Source organism: Pseudomonas sp. Leaf127, assembly GCF_001423155.1.
Classification (GTDB): Bacteria; Pseudomonadota; Gammaproteobacteria; order Pseudomonadales; family Pseudomonadaceae; genus Aquipseudomonas; species Aquipseudomonas ovata.
Genome location: NZ_LMOA01000023.1, coordinates 47,583 through 62,183 on the forward strand (window position 1 = coordinate 47,583; position 14,601 = coordinate 62,183).

Genomic DNA, 14,601 nt, shown 5'->3' on the forward strand with positions numbered 1-14,601 from the left:
GCTCTACCTGCCTTGGCGCCTTAGAATCCGTGCAAGTGACTCTTCAACTGATCGTGCAGCAGGAACGCCAGCAGCACGCCCAGCAGCATGGCGCCTATATCCAGCGCCCGCGACTTGCCCCATAGCGGGGTGCGTTCGCGCAGGTTGAAATACCAGGGGCCGGTGCACGACACCAGGCCCATGCCCAGCAGCAGTACGGCACCGACAAAGCCCAGCGGGCTTGCGTCCAGCGCGCGCTCGCCATTGAGCGGCGGCACGATCATCCAGTACAGCCAGCCCAGTGCCGCTGCCACCAGCGCCAGGCCGATCGGCCACAGCGGGAAGCCCGGCACCAGCGCATCGACCAGGCGCGGCCAGCCGGCCATCCTGGCCAGCATCAGCGGTGTATGGCCGTTGCGGTTCGGCTTCTTGTAGTCCGCGCCCTGCTTGGTCAGCGCACGGACAAATTCGAAATTGCCGGCCAGCACTTCACGGTGCAGCAGCGTCCAGCCCTCTTCGTCCTCATCGGTGACAAGCCCTGGGTTGTCACGCAGGTCCTGCCTGATCGCGTCCAGCGTAGCAACGCACATCGGGTGCTCGCTGTGTTCCAGCTTCGTCAGGGCCTCGCGGTCTTGCGGCGTATCCAGAGTGCGGCTGAAAAACACCGGCGGGTCCTGCCTCACCAGCTCAATGCGCCCGACCTCGCCAAAATCCAGCCCCCAGGCCTGGTCATGCTCGGCGCGCTCGGCCGGCCCCATCTCGCTGCGCAAGCCATCGATGGTGAAGCCGCCGTAGACCCGTCCGCAGCTGACGTACAGCCAGTCGCTCAGGTCGGCAAACGGCACCGAGACACGGTCGCCGGCCTGCAGCGAGGCGACCCAGCGCGGTTCATTGATGAGCACGCCCGTCAGTTGCTCGCCGTTGAAGTCCAGATCGCTCATCCACATGTTTTCCGCCGACGGGATGGACGGATCGTTGGCATCGAGCGCAAAGGCCACCTTGACCGCCGCCAGGTCCACGCCGGTGACGATCCGGCGCCGCTCCCACGACAATTCGCGCCAGAGGAACTTGAACGTCGCCTGGGCGCTGGCCACCGCCGCCGCCGTGGCGTCACTGTTCTCTTGCGTGTAAATGGGCTGGTCAGTCATACGATGGGGCTCCTTGCCCTGTGGTCATGAATCGTCAACGGCTCAGGCCGGCAGCGGCGCCGAGGGCACGTACGGCGTCGGCTCGGCCTGCAACAGGGCATCGAGAGTATTGAGCAACAGGTCATGGCTCATGATCGCCGTGGCCACGGCCGACAGCACCGGCTTGCCGGCTTCATCCTTGATCACGACCTTCTCGGTCCAGGCATTGAGGTCGACACTGCGCAGCTGCGCAACCGGCACCTGGCGACCCTGGAACTCCAGATGGTTGCGGGTCAGGCGTAGCGGCTGGGTGGTGACGCTGAGGAAGTTGCCCACGATGCGCTTGAACCACAGCTGGCCGGTGCCAATGCAGTTGAAGGTCACTGCAGATCCTGCCTGCAAGGCATTGAGCAGCACTGGCAAGCGTTCACGCACATACAGCTCGCGCACCTGCAACTGGAAGTCTTCAAAGCCCTTGAGCGAAGCCGTGACCCGGCGGAACGGTTCGCTGGCATTGCGGCGCCAGGCCACGTTGGTGACCAGGCCGCTGGTCGCGGTCTGGCCCGAGCCGAACAGGTAGAGGTCTTCGATCTCGACATACGGCACGTAGTCTTTCTGCGCGCCGATGACCTGTGCAATGCCGTGCTCATACACTTCATAGGTCGGCCGGCGCAGCTTGCGCTGCGACAGATAGATGCCGAACATGCACGCCGCCACGAACGCCAGGAAGGCGGCGGTGCAGTAGATCATCATGCTCTGGCTGGAAAACTGCATCGTCATGCCGCGACGGCCACTGGACTCGACGATGACCGGGCCGGTGTCGGCCACCGGCAGGATGGTTTGCAGATACAAGACGAAAGCGGCCAGGCCCAGCATGAAAAGGCTGAAGCCCAGGGTAAAGATCAGAAACGCTTTGCCGTGTCTGTAAGTGGCGATCAACTGGCCCGCAGGCTGCGAGGACGACTGCATGATGGTTTTGCTTCCTTGTAAAAACACGTGAAATGCGCGCCTGCCTGGCAATGTTCGGCATCCGGCGCAGCGCGGCGCGAACCCCATGACGTCGTTGATGGCCAATACATGGCCCGCAACGACGGGGCTCCTATTGAGCACAGAACCACCGCTTGGTTCAGCCTCGAAGGCTCTGGGCCACAGGATTGTGACCCGGGTCTCATCGACGGCCTCAGCTGACCCGGCTCTGGCTCTCGACACCGCGCTGCATGGTGCCCAGGTTGTGCTCGATGTTCTCGCACAGGGCCTTCATCTGGATTTCATGTTCGCTGGCCTTGAACGGGCTTTGCAGGTCGGTGCCGATCTTTTCGATGGCCAGCAGCATGAAACCGACCACGGTCGACGCCAGCGGCGTGAACCATTCCAGGGTTTCGACCAGGCCGATCGGTACGATCAGGCAGAACAGGGTGATGAACAACCGTGGAAAGGCCACATAGGGATACGGCAGCGGCGTATTGGCAATGCGCTCCATGCCGCCCTGGCAGTTGGAGATGTCGACCAGGGTCGACTCGATGCGCGCCAGGCGGATGCTGTCCAGGCGCCCGGCCTGGTATTCGCGAGCGATCAGCATTGCCGAGACGCTGAGCAAATCGTTAGGGAAGTTATTGGTTTCATGACGGCGCTCGAACTCTTCAAGCGAGATCAGCCGCTCGACCTCCTCGCCACAGATACCGCCCTTCAAATGCGCCGACAGGCACTTCACATACGCCACATGACGGCGCAGCAGCACGGCCTTGACCGGATTGGGATGCTCTGGATCTTCGTCCTCGATCAGGGTCAGGACCTGGCGGGCGAAGCTGCGCGAGCTGTTGACCAGCGCGCCCCACAGGGTCCGGGCTTCCCACCAGCGGTTATAGGCGCTGGAGTTGCGAAAGCTGGTCAGCACCACCAGCGCCGAACCCAGCAGGGTCAGCGGCATGGCCGGGAAGGAGTATTTGTAATCGAGGAACAGCATGAAATCGACCGTGACGATCACGTCCCAGATCAATAGCCAGAACAGCGACCAGCCCACATAGCCAAACGTCTGGCCGATAAATCTGAATTTCTTGATGATCAAGCTCTGCAAAAGCCACCCCGTCGATTCGCCAAGTGAACGGGGCATCAGTCAAAGCCCCTCACAATTGCAAGAGACTTTGAATGCAAAAAGGGCAGATGGTTCGTTTCAGCAGCCGCTAAGTGTCGGTTTCATGCGCTCACCCGGAAAAAACACCGGCCGCAGGGCAACGCCGATGCAGTTGCCCATGTAGGCCGCGACCACCCACAGCCAGCCATGCAGGCTGCCCGAGGCGATACCGCTGAAGTAAGCGCCGATGTTGCAGCCATAGGCCAGGCGCGAGCCATAACCGAGTAACAGGCCACCGATGATGGCGGCCACCAGCGAACGCCTCGGGATGTCCAGGTTCGGCGCAAAGCGCCCGGCCAGTCCTGCCGCCAGCAGCGCACCGATCATGATGCCGATGTCCATCACCGTGGTAATGTCTTGCCACACCGGCGCGGCCAGTGCCTTGGCATTGCCGGCACTCTGCCAGAACGGCCAGCTGGCCACGTCCACCCCGGCCCCGGTGGCAATCTTCGCGCCCCACAGGGCAAACGCCGAGGTGATGCCCCAGGGACGACCCGCCAGCGCCAGGGTCGCGTAGTTCAACAGCGCCAGGGCCACCGCGCCCCAGACCAGCAACCAGGGCCCGCGCAGAAAACGCTGCCAGCCGCGCAGTTCGCTTTGCACCGGGCCTTCGAGCTGGCTATGACGGCGCTTCTCCAGGTGCACCGACAGCCAGGCAATCAGCGCAAACACGGTCAGGTTGAGCAACAGGGCCGGCAACCAGCCCAGGCTCTTGACCATCGAGATGGCCGGCAGGGACGGCAGGGCGAACCACCAGTGCACATGATGGGTGGCGATCAGCGAACCCAGGATGAAGAACACCAGGGTCACCAGCATGCGCGCATTGCCGCCACCGGCTGTGAAGAGCGTGCCCGACGCACACCCGCCGCCCAGTTGCATGCCGATGCCAAAAATGAACGCGCCGACGATTACCGATACTCCGGCCGGCGCCACCAGGCCGTTGACCGGCTGGCCAAACAGGGTGCCGGCGGCCAGGGTCGGGAAGAACAGCACCACGGCCACCGCCAGCATGACCATCTGCGCCCGCAGCCCGGCGCCACGGCGTTCAAGGATGAACACCCGCCAGGCGGAGGTGAAACCGAACGCCGCATGGTAAAGCGTGACGCCCAGCGCCGCGCCGACCAGCAGCAACATGACCTGGCGCATGCCTACGCTGAGCAGCAGAAACTGCGTGCCCAGCAGCAACAGAAACAAGGCGGCCAACGGCGCGCCAAGCCGGCGCCCGGGCGTGGCCGAAAGCGAATTACTCATGGATTTTTCCAAGCCTGCCAAAAAAGAGCACCGAGTATAAATAGCCCGCCGGCGTTCGGCCCACAATTAACGCATTGGCCACACAGGCCGGGGGTAGGAGACGCCACAAATTTACGACTGCTACCCAGTCCGGGATCTATGAAACGCCACAAATTTACGACTGCTAACGCAGCCGGTCGCGGGCAAGCGCGCTCCTACTGCGATCCGGTGTGTTGTGTAGCTGGCGTTTGCCACGCTTTGCGCAGCCGCGCCAGGGCGTCGGCTATCGCCGGTTCCGGCACGGCGGCAAAGCCCAGTACCAGGCCGGCACGTTCATCGGCCGGCGTGGTCGAGTCCGGCAGCCAGTAATCGCTCAAGGGATTGATCTCCACCCCCACCGCCTCGGCCTGGGCGACCAGTTGCTGCTCGCGGGCCCGGCTGTCGACCTTGACCGCCACATGCAGGCCCGCCACCACCCGCGGCATGGGTTCGCAGCCGGGCACCTCCTGCGGCCAGCCCGCCAGCAAGGCATTGCGCCGGCTCAGGGCGGCGCGTCGCATGCGCCGAATATGCCGCTGGAAGTGCCCCAGGGCGATAAATTGCGCCATGACCGTCTGGGTTACCGCCTCGGAGTGGCGCATGTCCAGCGCCCGCCGCTGGCCGAAGGCCTCGACCAGCGGCGGCGGCAGCACCAGGTAGCCCAGGCGCAGGGCCGGAAAGGCAATCTTGCCGAAGGTGCCCACATACAAGACCCGCCCCTGGCCATCGAGGGCCGCCAGCGGGGCCAGGGGCGCGCCGCTGTAACGGTACTCGCCGTCATAGTCGTCCTCGACGATCCAGCCACCGGTGCGGTGCGCCCAGGCCAGCAATTCAAGGCGCCGTGCCAGACTCATCACCACCCCGGTCGGGTACTGGTGCGAGGGCGTGACATAGGCCAGCGAGCAGTCGCTAGCCTGCAGTTGCGCACAACACATGCCTTCACTGTCCACCGGCATGCCGTGCAATCGCGCCCCGGCAATCGCAAAGGCATTGGCTGCAGCGCGATACCCCGGGTTTTCCACTGCCACGGTCATGCCAGGGTCGAGTAGCAATTGTGCACAAAGGCTGATGGCCTGCTGGGCGCCACTGGTGATCACAATTTGTTCAACGGTACACGGCAGGCCGCGTGAGGAGCGCAGGTACAGGGCAATCAGCTCACGCAGGCGCCGGTCTCCGGCCGGCTCACCATACCCAAGCTGCTGCAAGTCGGGTTTACGCCAGAAAGCCCCGTACAACTTGCCCCAGATGGCAAAGGGAAACAGATCGAATGCCGGTACACCGACGCGAAACGCACGCGGTTCGCCGCTTTTCGGCGCGGGCAGACTGTGGGTCTGCAACAGCGCCAGCGCCGCGCTGTGGATAACTTTTTCGACTGGAAGTGGGGAAATTTCTGACGAGTTTGTGGATAAACCTGTCGATAACCCTGTGCGTAACCCTGTGGACAACTGAGTGGATAACTGTTTAGTGCCACGCTTGCCCAAGGTGGACGGGTCAGGCAGACGAGCGACGTAGGTGCCATCGCCCACGCGCCCTTCGGTAAAGCCTTCGGCGTACAACTGGTCATAAGCGCGCATCACGCTGTTGCGGGAAATGCCAAGCGCTGCTGCCAGGTCGCGACTGGCCGGCAGGCGGGTGCCGCTGATCAGGCGTCCTTCAAGGATGCGCTGACGCAGCAGTTGATAGAGCTGGCGACTCAATCCCTGACGGCGGTCGAGTTGCAGGCCGGTCGGGTCGAAGGGGAATACCGAAGGCTGGCTGGTCACTGCAATTGGCCCTGTCAAATGATGCATTAATGGCTCTTACCAAGAACCAATAGCCTGCCTAGGATTTACCTGCCCGCCAAGGAGAATCCACATGTACATCCCAGCCGCGTTCAAAGACGACGACCTGCACAGCCAATGGCAGCAGATCGACCAGTGTCGCCTGGCCTTACTGGTGACCGATGGCGAGTCCGGCCTGCAAGCCACCCACCTGCCCTTGCTGCTGCGCCGCGACCAAGGCCCGCATGGCACCCTTTATGGCCACCTGGCCAAGGCCAATCCCCAAGGCCGCGAACTGACCGGTGAGCGTGAAGTGATGCTGGTGTTTGCAGGCCATGATGCCTACGTCAGCCCGTCGCTCTACCCCAGCAAGGCCGAACACGGCAAAGCGGTGCCCACCTGGAATTACCTGGCTGTCCATGTGTGGGGCCGACCGCAACTGATGACAGAGCGGGCCGACTTGCGCCAACTGGTGGGCGCACTGAGCGAACGCCACGAGGCCGGCCGCGCCGCGCCGTGGTCCATCGACGATGCGCCGGCCGACTACATCGACAAGATGCTGGGCGCCATCACCGGTTTCGCCCTGCCCATTGAGCGCCTGCTGGGCAAGCGCAAGCTCAGCCAGAACCGCAGCGCCGCCGACATCCAGGGCGTGCGCGACGGCCTGGCGGCCAGTCAGGACCCGCACGACCAACACATTGCCCGCTTGATGAGTTAAGGACGCCCCAATGACCGATCTACAGATTCGCCCCGTCAGCCCCCAGGACCACGCGGCCTGGCTGGCGCTGTGGCAGGCCTACCTGCGCTTCTACCAGACCGAACTGAGCGACGAGGTCAGCGCCTCGACCTGGCAACGCCTGCTCGATGAACAGGAACCGACCCACGCCGCCCTGGCCTGGCAAGGTGCTCAGGCCGTGGGCCTGGTCAATTTCATCTTTCACCGCTCCAACTGGAGCATCGAAGACGCCTGTTATTTGCAGGACCTGTTCGTCGACCCGCACCAACGCGGCACCGGCGTCGGTCGACATTTGATCGAATACGTCTATGCCCGTGCCCAGGAACAAGGCAGCCGCAAGGTGCACTGGCTGACCCACGAAACCAATGCCACGGCGATCCGGTTGTACGAACGGATTGCAGAACGTGCCGGTTTCATTCAATTTCGCAAAACGCTCTGACTTCAGGATCGCCGTCATGTCCGATGCCCCGCTGAACTGGCAACCCGCCACCCTGCCGACCGTCCAGCCCCTGGAAGGCCGCTTCATTCGCCTGGAAAAACTCGACCCGGCACGCCACGGCGATGACCTGTGGAACGCGCTGGAAGGCCCGGGCTCTGACCGCGCGCTCTGGAACTATCTGCCTTATGGCCCCTTCCAGGCCCGCAGCGACTTCGACGCCTGGCTGCAACGCCATGCGCAGGACAGCGACCCGTGGTTCTACAGTGTGGTCGACCAGGCCACCGGCAAGGTCGAAGGCGTGATCAGCCTGATGTCGATCGTGGCCGCCCATGGCCGCATCGAGATCGGCCATGTCACCTTTGGCGCCGCCATGCAGCGCACGCCCAAGAGCACCGAGGCCATTTACCTGCTGGCGCGCGAAGCCTTCGCCCTGGGCAACCGCCGCCTGGAATGGAAATGCAACGCCAACAACGCCCGCTCCCTGAGGGCCGCCGAGCGCCTGGGGTTCAGCTTCGAAGGGATTTTCCGCCAGCACATGGTGGTCAAGGGCGTTAACCGCGACACAGCCTGGTTCTCGATCCTCGACCGTGAATGGCCGGCCGTGCAACAGGCCTTCGAGCATTGGCTGTCGCTGGACAACTTTGCCGACGGACGCCAGCTGAAAACGCTGGAAGCCCTGCGCGCCGACGCCTGACCGTCGACTCAAGCGTCAGCTGATCTGCCGCTGACGCCTGACCACCCCCATCTGCAAGCCAAAGGGCCGGAACACCGCATTCAGGGACTTGAGTGTCGGGTTACCCTCGCCCTGCTCGATCTGGATCAGGGTGCGCACCGAAATCCGGCACAACTGCGCATAGTCACTCTGGAGCATGCCCGCGCCTTCCACGCGCAGGCGCTTCACCGCCTGGCCCAGTTGCAGGCTGCCATCGGCAATGCCTTGCCGGACGCTTTCGATCAGCAATATACGGGCATCGATGGACAGGGTCATGACAGGTCCCAGTGGCGTAGACGTTGGTCCAGGCCGCCCAAGGCAATGGCCGGATGGTTGAAGACGGCAGGCGGCAAGCCATCGTCACGCAAAATATCCGGCAACGCCCGCAAGACCTCTGCATCCTGACGCAAGCGCTCGAAGGCTCGTTCCGGATCGAGAATGCCACTGAGCGCCTGGCAGGCCGCACGCCAGTCAACATCACCGGCACGTTCGATGGGCCTGGGCCACTTGGTCGTACGGGTCACGCCTTCGGCGTCCATGACCATGGGCGCCAGGTCATAGATCGGGGCCAGCCGCCAGGCATTGTCCTGCCGAATGATCGCAGTGTTGCGGCCATGATTGTCCGAATTGCCCAGAATCTTGTTGATCAGGTCACGGCGCAGGTAATCGGCCACCAGTTCAGGCACCTCGACCTGTTGCCCGGCCTGCGCCCACAGGGCGACCAGACGCTCGATGACCTGCACATGGTCCATCGGGCTGCCCGGCACGGTCACCCCGGCCAGCGAATACATCGACTCGACCGCCAGGCGCTCGACACCTTGCGCCGTGACACGCCGATCGAAACGCCTCATCCACAGGCTCGGCTTGCCGGCCTGCTCCAGCGCCATGTCGGCCGTGGCTACGGTCTCGATGCCCAGTGCCTGTAACGCGCGGTAGTACAGGAACTCAGCGTGCAAAATGACCTGATCATTGTTCAGGGCCTGATTGCGCGCGAACTTGATAAACCAGTGTGCTTGCGCCTGCTCATCGGCCAGCACGGCATCGGGATACAACCGTCCATTCACGTCTTGGGTCATCAGCAATTTTGGCGCCTCACCTCCGGCCCCGGTCGCCCCGCCAATTGCCGCCCCCTGCTCATAGGCATATTCAAGAAAGCGCTGATCGCGGCTGATCACATCCTGGCGGGCAAACCCCAATGGGTCATCCTCTTGCAACGCCTCGACCGACTCCTTGATACGCAGATGCCCGATGGGCGCTGGCGTGCTGCGACCCAGCAGGTACAGGTCGTCGCCCATGCCTTCAGGTTTTTGCACACCAAAGAACTTCATCAGAAAGCGCTTGGCCGCACCGGCCGGCGCGATGTCATGCAGGAATGCCGGCGCATGGCTGAACAACAGCGGCTCGAAATCCAACGGCAGACGCGCGCTGACCGCCTTGGCAAAGGGCGTTTCGAACGCTTGCGGATGAGCATGCACGTAGGCGGACTTGTAGGCGATACGGCATGGACTGCCAAAGCCCTTGGCAGGATCACTGAAGGACAGGCTCATGGCGTCCTGCCAGGCACCGTCGGTAAACAGCTGAAGCGTAAGGTTATACATGCCTGATCTGCACTTTAATGCACCCGACCACCAATTGAGCCAAGACTTTCTGCACTATAGTGCATTTTTTAGGGTTTAGACCGCCCAGAGAGTGCATTTTAATGCAGACCGGTTTTTTCACGCTCATAAAAAAAGGGGAGCTATTACGCTCCCCCAATGAGGTTAACCGTTGAATCTGTAAGGCGCTGTCAGCCTTCGATCTCGATCAGGATCTCGCCCGGGTTGACCCGGTCGCCCTTGGCCACATGGATGGCAGCGATCTTGCCGGCAATCGGCGCCTGGACTTCGGTTTCCATCTTCATTGCTTCGGTGATCAATACCGCCTGACCGACCCTGACTGTGTCGCCTTCCTTGACCAGCACATCGACGATATTGCCCGGCATGGTGGTGCTGACATGGCCCGGCGCGCTGGCCTGGCCACGCTTGCTGCCACCACCGCCGACGAACTCATTGAGCGGCTCGAACACCACCTCTTCAGGCATGCCGTCGATGGACAGGTAGAAGTGACGCTTGCCTTCAGCCTTGACGCCGACACCGGTGATGTCGACGCGGTAGGTCTCGCCGTGTACGTCGATGACGAACTCGGTCGGTACGCCTTCACCACCGGCACGGGCCACGCTGCCGGCTTCAGGAATGGGCAGCAGCGCTTCGGGCACCAAGGTGCCAGCGGCACGTTCTTCAAGGAATTTGCGGCCAATGTCCGGGAACATGGCGTAAGTCAGCACGTCCTCTTCGGACCTGGCCAGCCCGTCGATGTCGGCGCGCAGCTTGGTCATTTCCGGCTTGAGCAGGTCAGCGGGACGCACGTCGATCAGCTCTTCGTTGCCGATCGCCTGGCGGCGCAGTTTCTCGTCAACGGCACCCGGCGCCTTGCCGTAGCCGCCTTGCAGGTACAGCTTCACCTCGTTGGTGATGGTCTTGTAGCGCTCGCCGGCCAGCACGTTGAAGAACGCCTGGGTGCCGACGATCTGCGAGGTCGGGGTCACCAGCGGCGGGTAGCCCAGGTCCTTGCGCACCCGCGGAATCTCGGCCAGCACTTCGCTCATGCGGCTCAGGGCGCCCTGCTCCTTGAGCTGGTTGGCCAGGTTGGAAATCATCCCGCCCGGCACCTGGTTGACCTGCACACGGGTATCGACGGCGGTGAATTCGCTTTCGAACTGGTGGTACTTCTTTCGCACCGCATAGAAGTACAGGCCGATTTCCTGCAGCAGCTCAAGGTCCAGGCCGGTGTCGAATTCGCTGCCCTTGAGCGCGGCGACCATCGACTCGGTGCCCGGGTGGCTGGTGCCCCAGGCGAAGCTGGAAATCGCGGTATCGATGTGTTCGGCGCCGTTCTCGACCGCCTTGAGCTGGCACATGGCAGCCAGGCCGGCGGTGTCATGGGAATGGATGAAGATCGGCAGCGACTGCTCGGCCTTCAGCGCCTTGACCAGCTCACCGGTGGCGTACGGCGTCAGCAGGCCGGCCATGTCCTTGATCGCCACCGAATCGCAGCCCATCGCCTCCATCTGCCTGGCCTGGGCCACGAAGGCTTCGATGGTGTGCACGGGGCTGGTGGTGTAGGCAATGGTGCCCTGGGCATGCTTGCCCGACGCCTTGACCGCTTCGATGGCCACGCGCAGGTTACGCACGTCGTTCATGGCATCGAAAATGCGGAACACGTCGATACCGTTGACCGCCGCCTTGGCGACGAACGCCCGCACCACGTCATCGCTGTAATGGCGGTAGCCCAGCAGGTTCTGGCCACGCAGCAGCATTTGCAGCCGGGTGTTGGGCAGCGCAGCACGCAGCTGGCGCAGGCGCTCCCACGGGTCTTCCTTGAGAAAGCGCACGCAGGCGTCGAAGGTGGCGCCGCCCCAGACTTCCAGTGACCAGTAGCCGACCTTGTCGAGCTTGTCGCAGATCGGCAGCATGTCTTCGGTGCGCATGCGGGTGGCCAGCAGCGACTGGTGGGCGTCACGCAGGATGGTGTCGGTTACAAAGATCTTCTTGGACATTATCGGGTTCCTCACAGGCCTGCGTGGGCGGCGATGGCGGCGGCGATGGCCAGGGCCAGCTCTTCGGGTTTGCGCTTGATCGAGTAGTTGGTCAGTTCCGGGTGCGCTTCGACGAAGCTGGTGTTGAACTGGCCGGTGCGGAACTCGGGGTTGCGCAGGATTTCCTGGTAGTAGGCGGCGGTGGTCTTCACGCCTTGCAGGCGCATGTCATCCAGCGCGCGCAGGCCGCGGTCCATGGCCTCTTCCCAGGTCAGCGCCCAGACGATCAGCTTCAGGCACATCGAGTCGTAATACGGCGGAATGGTGTAGCCGGTGTAGATCGCCGTGTCGGTGCGCACACCGGGCCCGCCGGGTGCGTAGTAACGGGTGATCTTGCCGAAGCTGGGCAGAAAGCCGTTTTTCGGGTCTTCGGCGTTGATCCGGAACTGCAGCGCAAAGCCGCGATGAATGATGTCTTCCTGCTTGATCGACAGCGCCAGGCCCGAAGCGATGCGGATCTGCTCGCGGACGATATCGATGCCGGTGATTTCCTCGGTGATGGTGTGCTCCACCTGCACCCGGGTGTTCATCTCCATGAAGTACACCTCGCCCTCGGCGAGCAGGAACTCCACGGTACCGGCATTCTCGTAGCCCACCGCCTTGGCGGCGCGCACTGACAGGTCGCCGATGTAGGCGCGCTGCTCGGGGGTCAGTTGCGGGCTGGGGGCGATTTCGATCAGCTTCTGGTTGCGGCGCTGGATCGAGCAGTCGCGCTCGAACAGATGCACGACGTTGCCGAAGCTGTCACCGAGGATCTGCGCCTCGATGTGCTTGGGGTTGACGATGCATTTTTCCAGGAACACTTCCGCCGAGCCAAACGCCTTGGTCGCCTCGGAAATCACCCGCGGGAAGGCCTGTTCGAGCTCTTCGCGGCTGTTGCAGCGCCGGATACCGCGCCCGCCGCCACCGGAGGTGGCCTTGAGCATCACCGGATAACCGATGCGATCCCCTTCGACCAGCGCCTCGGCGATGTCGGCGACGTTGCCTTCGGTGCCCGGCGTCACCGGTACGCCGGCCTTGATCATGCTGCGCCGCGCTTCGGTCTTGTCGCCCATGCGGCGGATGACTTCCGCCGACGGGCCGATGAACTTGATTCCGCGCTCGGCGCAGATCTCGGCCAGCTCGGCGTTCTCCGAAAGAAAGCCGTAGCCGGGGTGCAAGGCGTCGCAGCCGGTTTCCACCGCCAGGTTGACCAGCTTGCGCGGGTTCAGGTAACCGGCCAGGGGTTCGGCGCCAATGCTATAGGCTTCGTCGGCGCGCTTGACATGCAGGGCATGGCGGTCGGCATCCGAGTAGATCGCCACCGAGCGAATGCCCATCTCGGCGCAAGCGCGCACGATCCGGACGGCAATCTCTCCACGGTTGGCGATCAGAATTTTTTTGATCACTGGCTTTTCCTCGACCATTGGTACAGGCCTGCCGGACGGGCCGGTCGGCACTGGACTGCCCGGGGCACGGGGCAGTCGTCGCTTTGTTTTTGTAACAGCTCATGTGACGCGTCGACGCACCGCCACCCTATGCGGGATCCGCGATAAACAAAAATCAGTAAAAATTGGGTGAAGCATAAGCAAAGACTTATAGTTGAAGTTCAGGCGCTCGGAACACAGGATCAGACCATGCGTAAGTCATTGATGCGAATGACATTAAAACAATTGAGAACTTTCAATGAGGTCTGCGACCTGCGCTCGTACAGCCGCGCTGCCGAAGAAATGGCCCTGACGCAACCGGCCGTCAGCCTGCAGATGCGTCAGCTTGAAGAGCTGATCGGTCAGCCCCTGTTCGAGTACGTAGGCAAGAAACTGTACCTGACCGAAGCCGCCGAGGCCTTGCGCCACGCCAGCCGCGACATCTTTGGCCGGCTGGAAAACTTCGACATGCAGCTGTCGGACATGCAGGGCTCGCTGCAAGGCCAGCTTAAACTGGCCATCGAGTCGAGTTGCAAATACTTCATCCCGCACTTGTTTGCCGCCTTCAAACGGCAATACCCGGAAGTCAGCCTGGCACTGGCGGTGGTCAATCGTGCGCAGATCATCCGGCGCCTGGCTGACAATCGCGACGATCTGGTGGTGATGTCGATGGTGCCGCAGGACATGGACCTGGAGTTTCTGCCCTTTCTCAATAACCCGATCGTGGCCGTGGCACCCAGCGATCACGCGTTATGCGGGCAGCCACAATTGACCCTCAAGGACCTGGAGCCCTGGCCGCTGCTGGTGCGCGAGAACGGCTCGGGCACGCGCAAGGCCTGCGAGGAGTATTTCAAGGAAAAGCATGTGCACTTCAACCAGACCCTGGAGGTGTCGTCCAGCGAAGCCCAACGCGAATGCGTGGTGGCCGGCTTGGGGCTGGCCATGCTGACCCGGCACGCAGTCAGTGCCGAGCTGGCCGCCGGCACGCTGACCGAGCTGCCGGTGGCCGAATTGCCGCTGTACCGCAGCTGGTGCGTGGTTCAGGCTCGCGACAAGCGCCTGTCGCCAGTCGCCCATGCGTTCCTGAACTTCATTCGCACCGAGCGGGCGCAGATCAGCCGGCTGGTCGAGCGCTTCGACGGTCGCCGGCAGACGGGCTGACCTGCCAGTGCTGGTCGGTCAGGTTGTCGACATCCAGATAGTCGGAAAGCTTCTGGTTCAGGCGCCGCTCTTCGGAGTAACTCTCGATCGCGCGACGAAACGCCATGCGCCGCTGATCTTCCTGCTGACGGCGCGTCTTGACTGAACTGTGCTGCAAATCATCGTAATGCCGAGCCATAGCCTGTCTCCCAGTACGTTGTGCGGGATGTACAGAGTGGCGCCGGCCAATGACGAATACGCGGCAAAA

Annotated in this window: 14 protein-coding genes; 4 read left to right on the plus strand and 10 right to left on the minus strand. The window is 62.8% G+C overall.

Annotated elements, in window-relative coordinates:
- Positions 1-20 precede the first annotated feature (20 nt).
- From ASF84_RS21325 to pdxR, 5 genes are all read right to left on the minus strand, one after another.
- On the minus strand, positions 21-1,127 hold the full coding sequence (locus ASF84_RS21325) for a DUF2314 domain-containing protein (RefSeq protein WP_056840869.1): 1,107 nt from the start codon (positions 1,125-1,127) through the stop codon (positions 21-23).
- 42 nt (positions 1,128-1,169) lie between these two features.
- Positions 1,170-2,075, minus strand: a complete 906-nt coding sequence (locus ASF84_RS21330; protein ID WP_056840870.1) for a hypothetical protein — start codon at positions 2,073-2,075, stop codon at positions 1,170-1,172.
- A gap of 211 nt (positions 2,076-2,286) precedes the next feature.
- Positions 2,287-3,180: a bestrophin family protein gene (locus tag ASF84_RS21335; RefSeq protein ID WP_056840871.1), complete on the minus strand. Its 894-nt coding sequence runs from the start codon at positions 3,178-3,180 to the stop codon at positions 2,287-2,289.
- Between the two features lie 96 nt (positions 3,181-3,276).
- Positions 3,277-4,488, minus strand: a complete 1,212-nt coding sequence (locus tag ASF84_RS21340; protein ID WP_056840872.1) for a YeeE/YedE family protein — start codon at positions 4,486-4,488, stop codon at positions 3,277-3,279.
- 194 nt (positions 4,489-4,682) lie between these two features.
- On the minus strand, positions 4,683-6,269 hold the full coding sequence (gene pdxR / locus ASF84_RS21345; RefSeq protein ID WP_236709461.1) for a MocR-like pyridoxine biosynthesis transcription factor PdxR: 1,587 nt from the start codon (positions 6,267-6,269) through the stop codon (positions 4,683-4,685).
- Between the two features lie 91 nt (positions 6,270-6,360).
- Between pdxR and ASF84_RS21350 the strand changes: the two genes are divergently transcribed.
- From ASF84_RS21350 to ASF84_RS21360, 3 genes are read left to right on the plus strand one after another with little or no spacing between them, the layout of a single operon-like run.
- Positions 6,361-6,984, plus strand: a complete 624-nt coding sequence (locus ASF84_RS21350; RefSeq protein WP_056840874.1) for an FMN-binding negative transcriptional regulator — start codon at positions 6,361-6,363, stop codon at positions 6,982-6,984.
- Between the two features lie 10 nt (positions 6,985-6,994).
- Entirely contained in the window at positions 6,995-7,441 is a 447-nt protein-coding gene (locus ASF84_RS21355; RefSeq protein WP_056840875.1) for a GNAT family N-acetyltransferase, read from the plus strand.
- Between the two features lie 16 nt (positions 7,442-7,457).
- The gene (locus ASF84_RS21360; protein WP_056840876.1) at positions 7,458-8,135 is read left to right on the plus strand and encodes a GNAT family N-acetyltransferase; all 678 of its coding nucleotides are present in this window, start codon (positions 7,458-7,460) and stop codon (positions 8,133-8,135) included.
- A 15-nt stretch (positions 8,136-8,150) separates the two neighbouring features.
- Here ASF84_RS21360 and ASF84_RS21365 read toward each other — a convergent pair whose 3' ends face one another.
- The 4 genes from ASF84_RS21365 to ASF84_RS21380 form a co-directional block, all read right to left on the minus strand.
- Positions 8,151-8,429 (minus strand): helix-turn-helix transcriptional regulator, encoded by a 279-nt coding sequence (locus tag ASF84_RS21365; protein WP_056840877.1) that lies wholly within the window; start codon positions 8,427-8,429, stop codon positions 8,151-8,153.
- Positions 8,426-9,751, minus strand: a complete 1,326-nt coding sequence (locus tag ASF84_RS21370) for a type II toxin-antitoxin system HipA family toxin (RefSeq protein ID WP_056840878.1) — start codon at positions 9,749-9,751, stop codon at positions 8,426-8,428. Before ASF84_RS21370 ends, ASF84_RS21365 begins: the two co-directional genes overlap by 4 nt.
- 188 nt (positions 9,752-9,939) lie before the next feature.
- Positions 9,940-11,748, minus strand: coding sequence for a sodium-extruding oxaloacetate decarboxylase subunit alpha (gene oadA / locus ASF84_RS21375; protein ID WP_056840879.1), 1,809 nt, complete (start codon positions 11,746-11,748; stop codon positions 9,940-9,942).
- Positions 11,749-11,759: 11 nt separating this feature from the next.
- Positions 11,760-13,175 (minus strand): acetyl-CoA carboxylase biotin carboxylase subunit, encoded by a 1,416-nt coding sequence (locus ASF84_RS21380; RefSeq protein WP_056841495.1) that lies wholly within the window; start codon positions 13,173-13,175, stop codon positions 11,760-11,762.
- Positions 13,176-13,403: 228 nt separating this feature from the next.
- Here ASF84_RS21380 and ASF84_RS21385 point away from each other — a divergent pair, with 228 nt between their 5' ends.
- Positions 13,404-14,354, plus strand: coding sequence for a LysR family transcriptional regulator (locus tag ASF84_RS21385; RefSeq protein WP_056840880.1), 951 nt, complete (start codon positions 13,404-13,406; stop codon positions 14,352-14,354).
- On the opposite strand, the gene ASF84_RS21390 is transcribed toward ASF84_RS21385, so the two are convergent.
- Entirely contained in the window at positions 14,308-14,532 is a 225-nt protein-coding gene (locus ASF84_RS21390) for a PA3496 family putative envelope integrity protein (protein WP_056840881.1), read from the minus strand. The two genes, ASF84_RS21385 and ASF84_RS21390, sit on opposite strands and share 47 nt — an antisense overlap.
- Positions 14,533-14,601: the final 69 nt, after the last annotated feature.

What these genes read in the sequence shown, in the direction of transcription:
- ASF84_RS21360 (WP_056840876.1), top strand. Translation starts at nt 7,458, where the DNA reads ATGTCCGATGCCCCGCTGAACTGGCAACCCGCCACCCTGCCGACCGTC.
- ASF84_RS21390 (WP_056840881.1), bottom strand. Translation starts at nt 14,532, where the DNA reads ATGGCTCGGCATTACGATGATTTGCAGCACAGTTCAGTCAAGACGCGC.
- ASF84_RS21350 (WP_056840874.1), top strand. Translation starts at nt 6,361, where the DNA reads ATGTACATCCCAGCCGCGTTCAAAGACGACGACCTGCACAGCCAATGG.
- ASF84_RS21365 (WP_056840877.1), bottom strand. Translation starts at nt 8,429, where the DNA reads ATGACCCTGTCCATCGATGCCCGTATATTGCTGATCGAAAGCGTCCGG.
- ASF84_RS21355 (WP_056840875.1), top strand. Translation starts at nt 6,995, where the DNA reads ATGACCGATCTACAGATTCGCCCCGTCAGCCCCCAGGACCACGCGGCC.
- ASF84_RS21325 (WP_056840869.1), bottom strand. Translation starts at nt 1,127, where the DNA reads ATGACTGACCAGCCCATTTACACGCAAGAGAACAGTGACGCCACGGCG.
- ASF84_RS21340 (WP_056840872.1), bottom strand. Translation starts at nt 4,488, where the DNA reads ATGAGTAATTCGCTTTCGGCCACGCCCGGGCGCCGGCTTGGCGCGCCG.
- oadA (WP_056840879.1), bottom strand. Translation starts at nt 11,748, where the DNA reads ATGTCCAAGAAGATCTTTGTAACCGACACCATCCTGCGTGACGCCCAC.
- ASF84_RS21385 (WP_056840880.1), top strand. Translation starts at nt 13,404, where the DNA reads ATGCGTAAGTCATTGATGCGAATGACATTAAAACAATTGAGAACTTTC.
- ASF84_RS21370 (WP_056840878.1), bottom strand. Translation starts at nt 9,751, where the DNA reads ATGTATAACCTTACGCTTCAGCTGTTTACCGACGGTGCCTGGCAGGAC.
- ASF84_RS21330 (WP_056840870.1), bottom strand. Translation starts at nt 2,075, where the DNA reads ATGCAGTCGTCCTCGCAGCCTGCGGGCCAGTTGATCGCCACTTACAGA.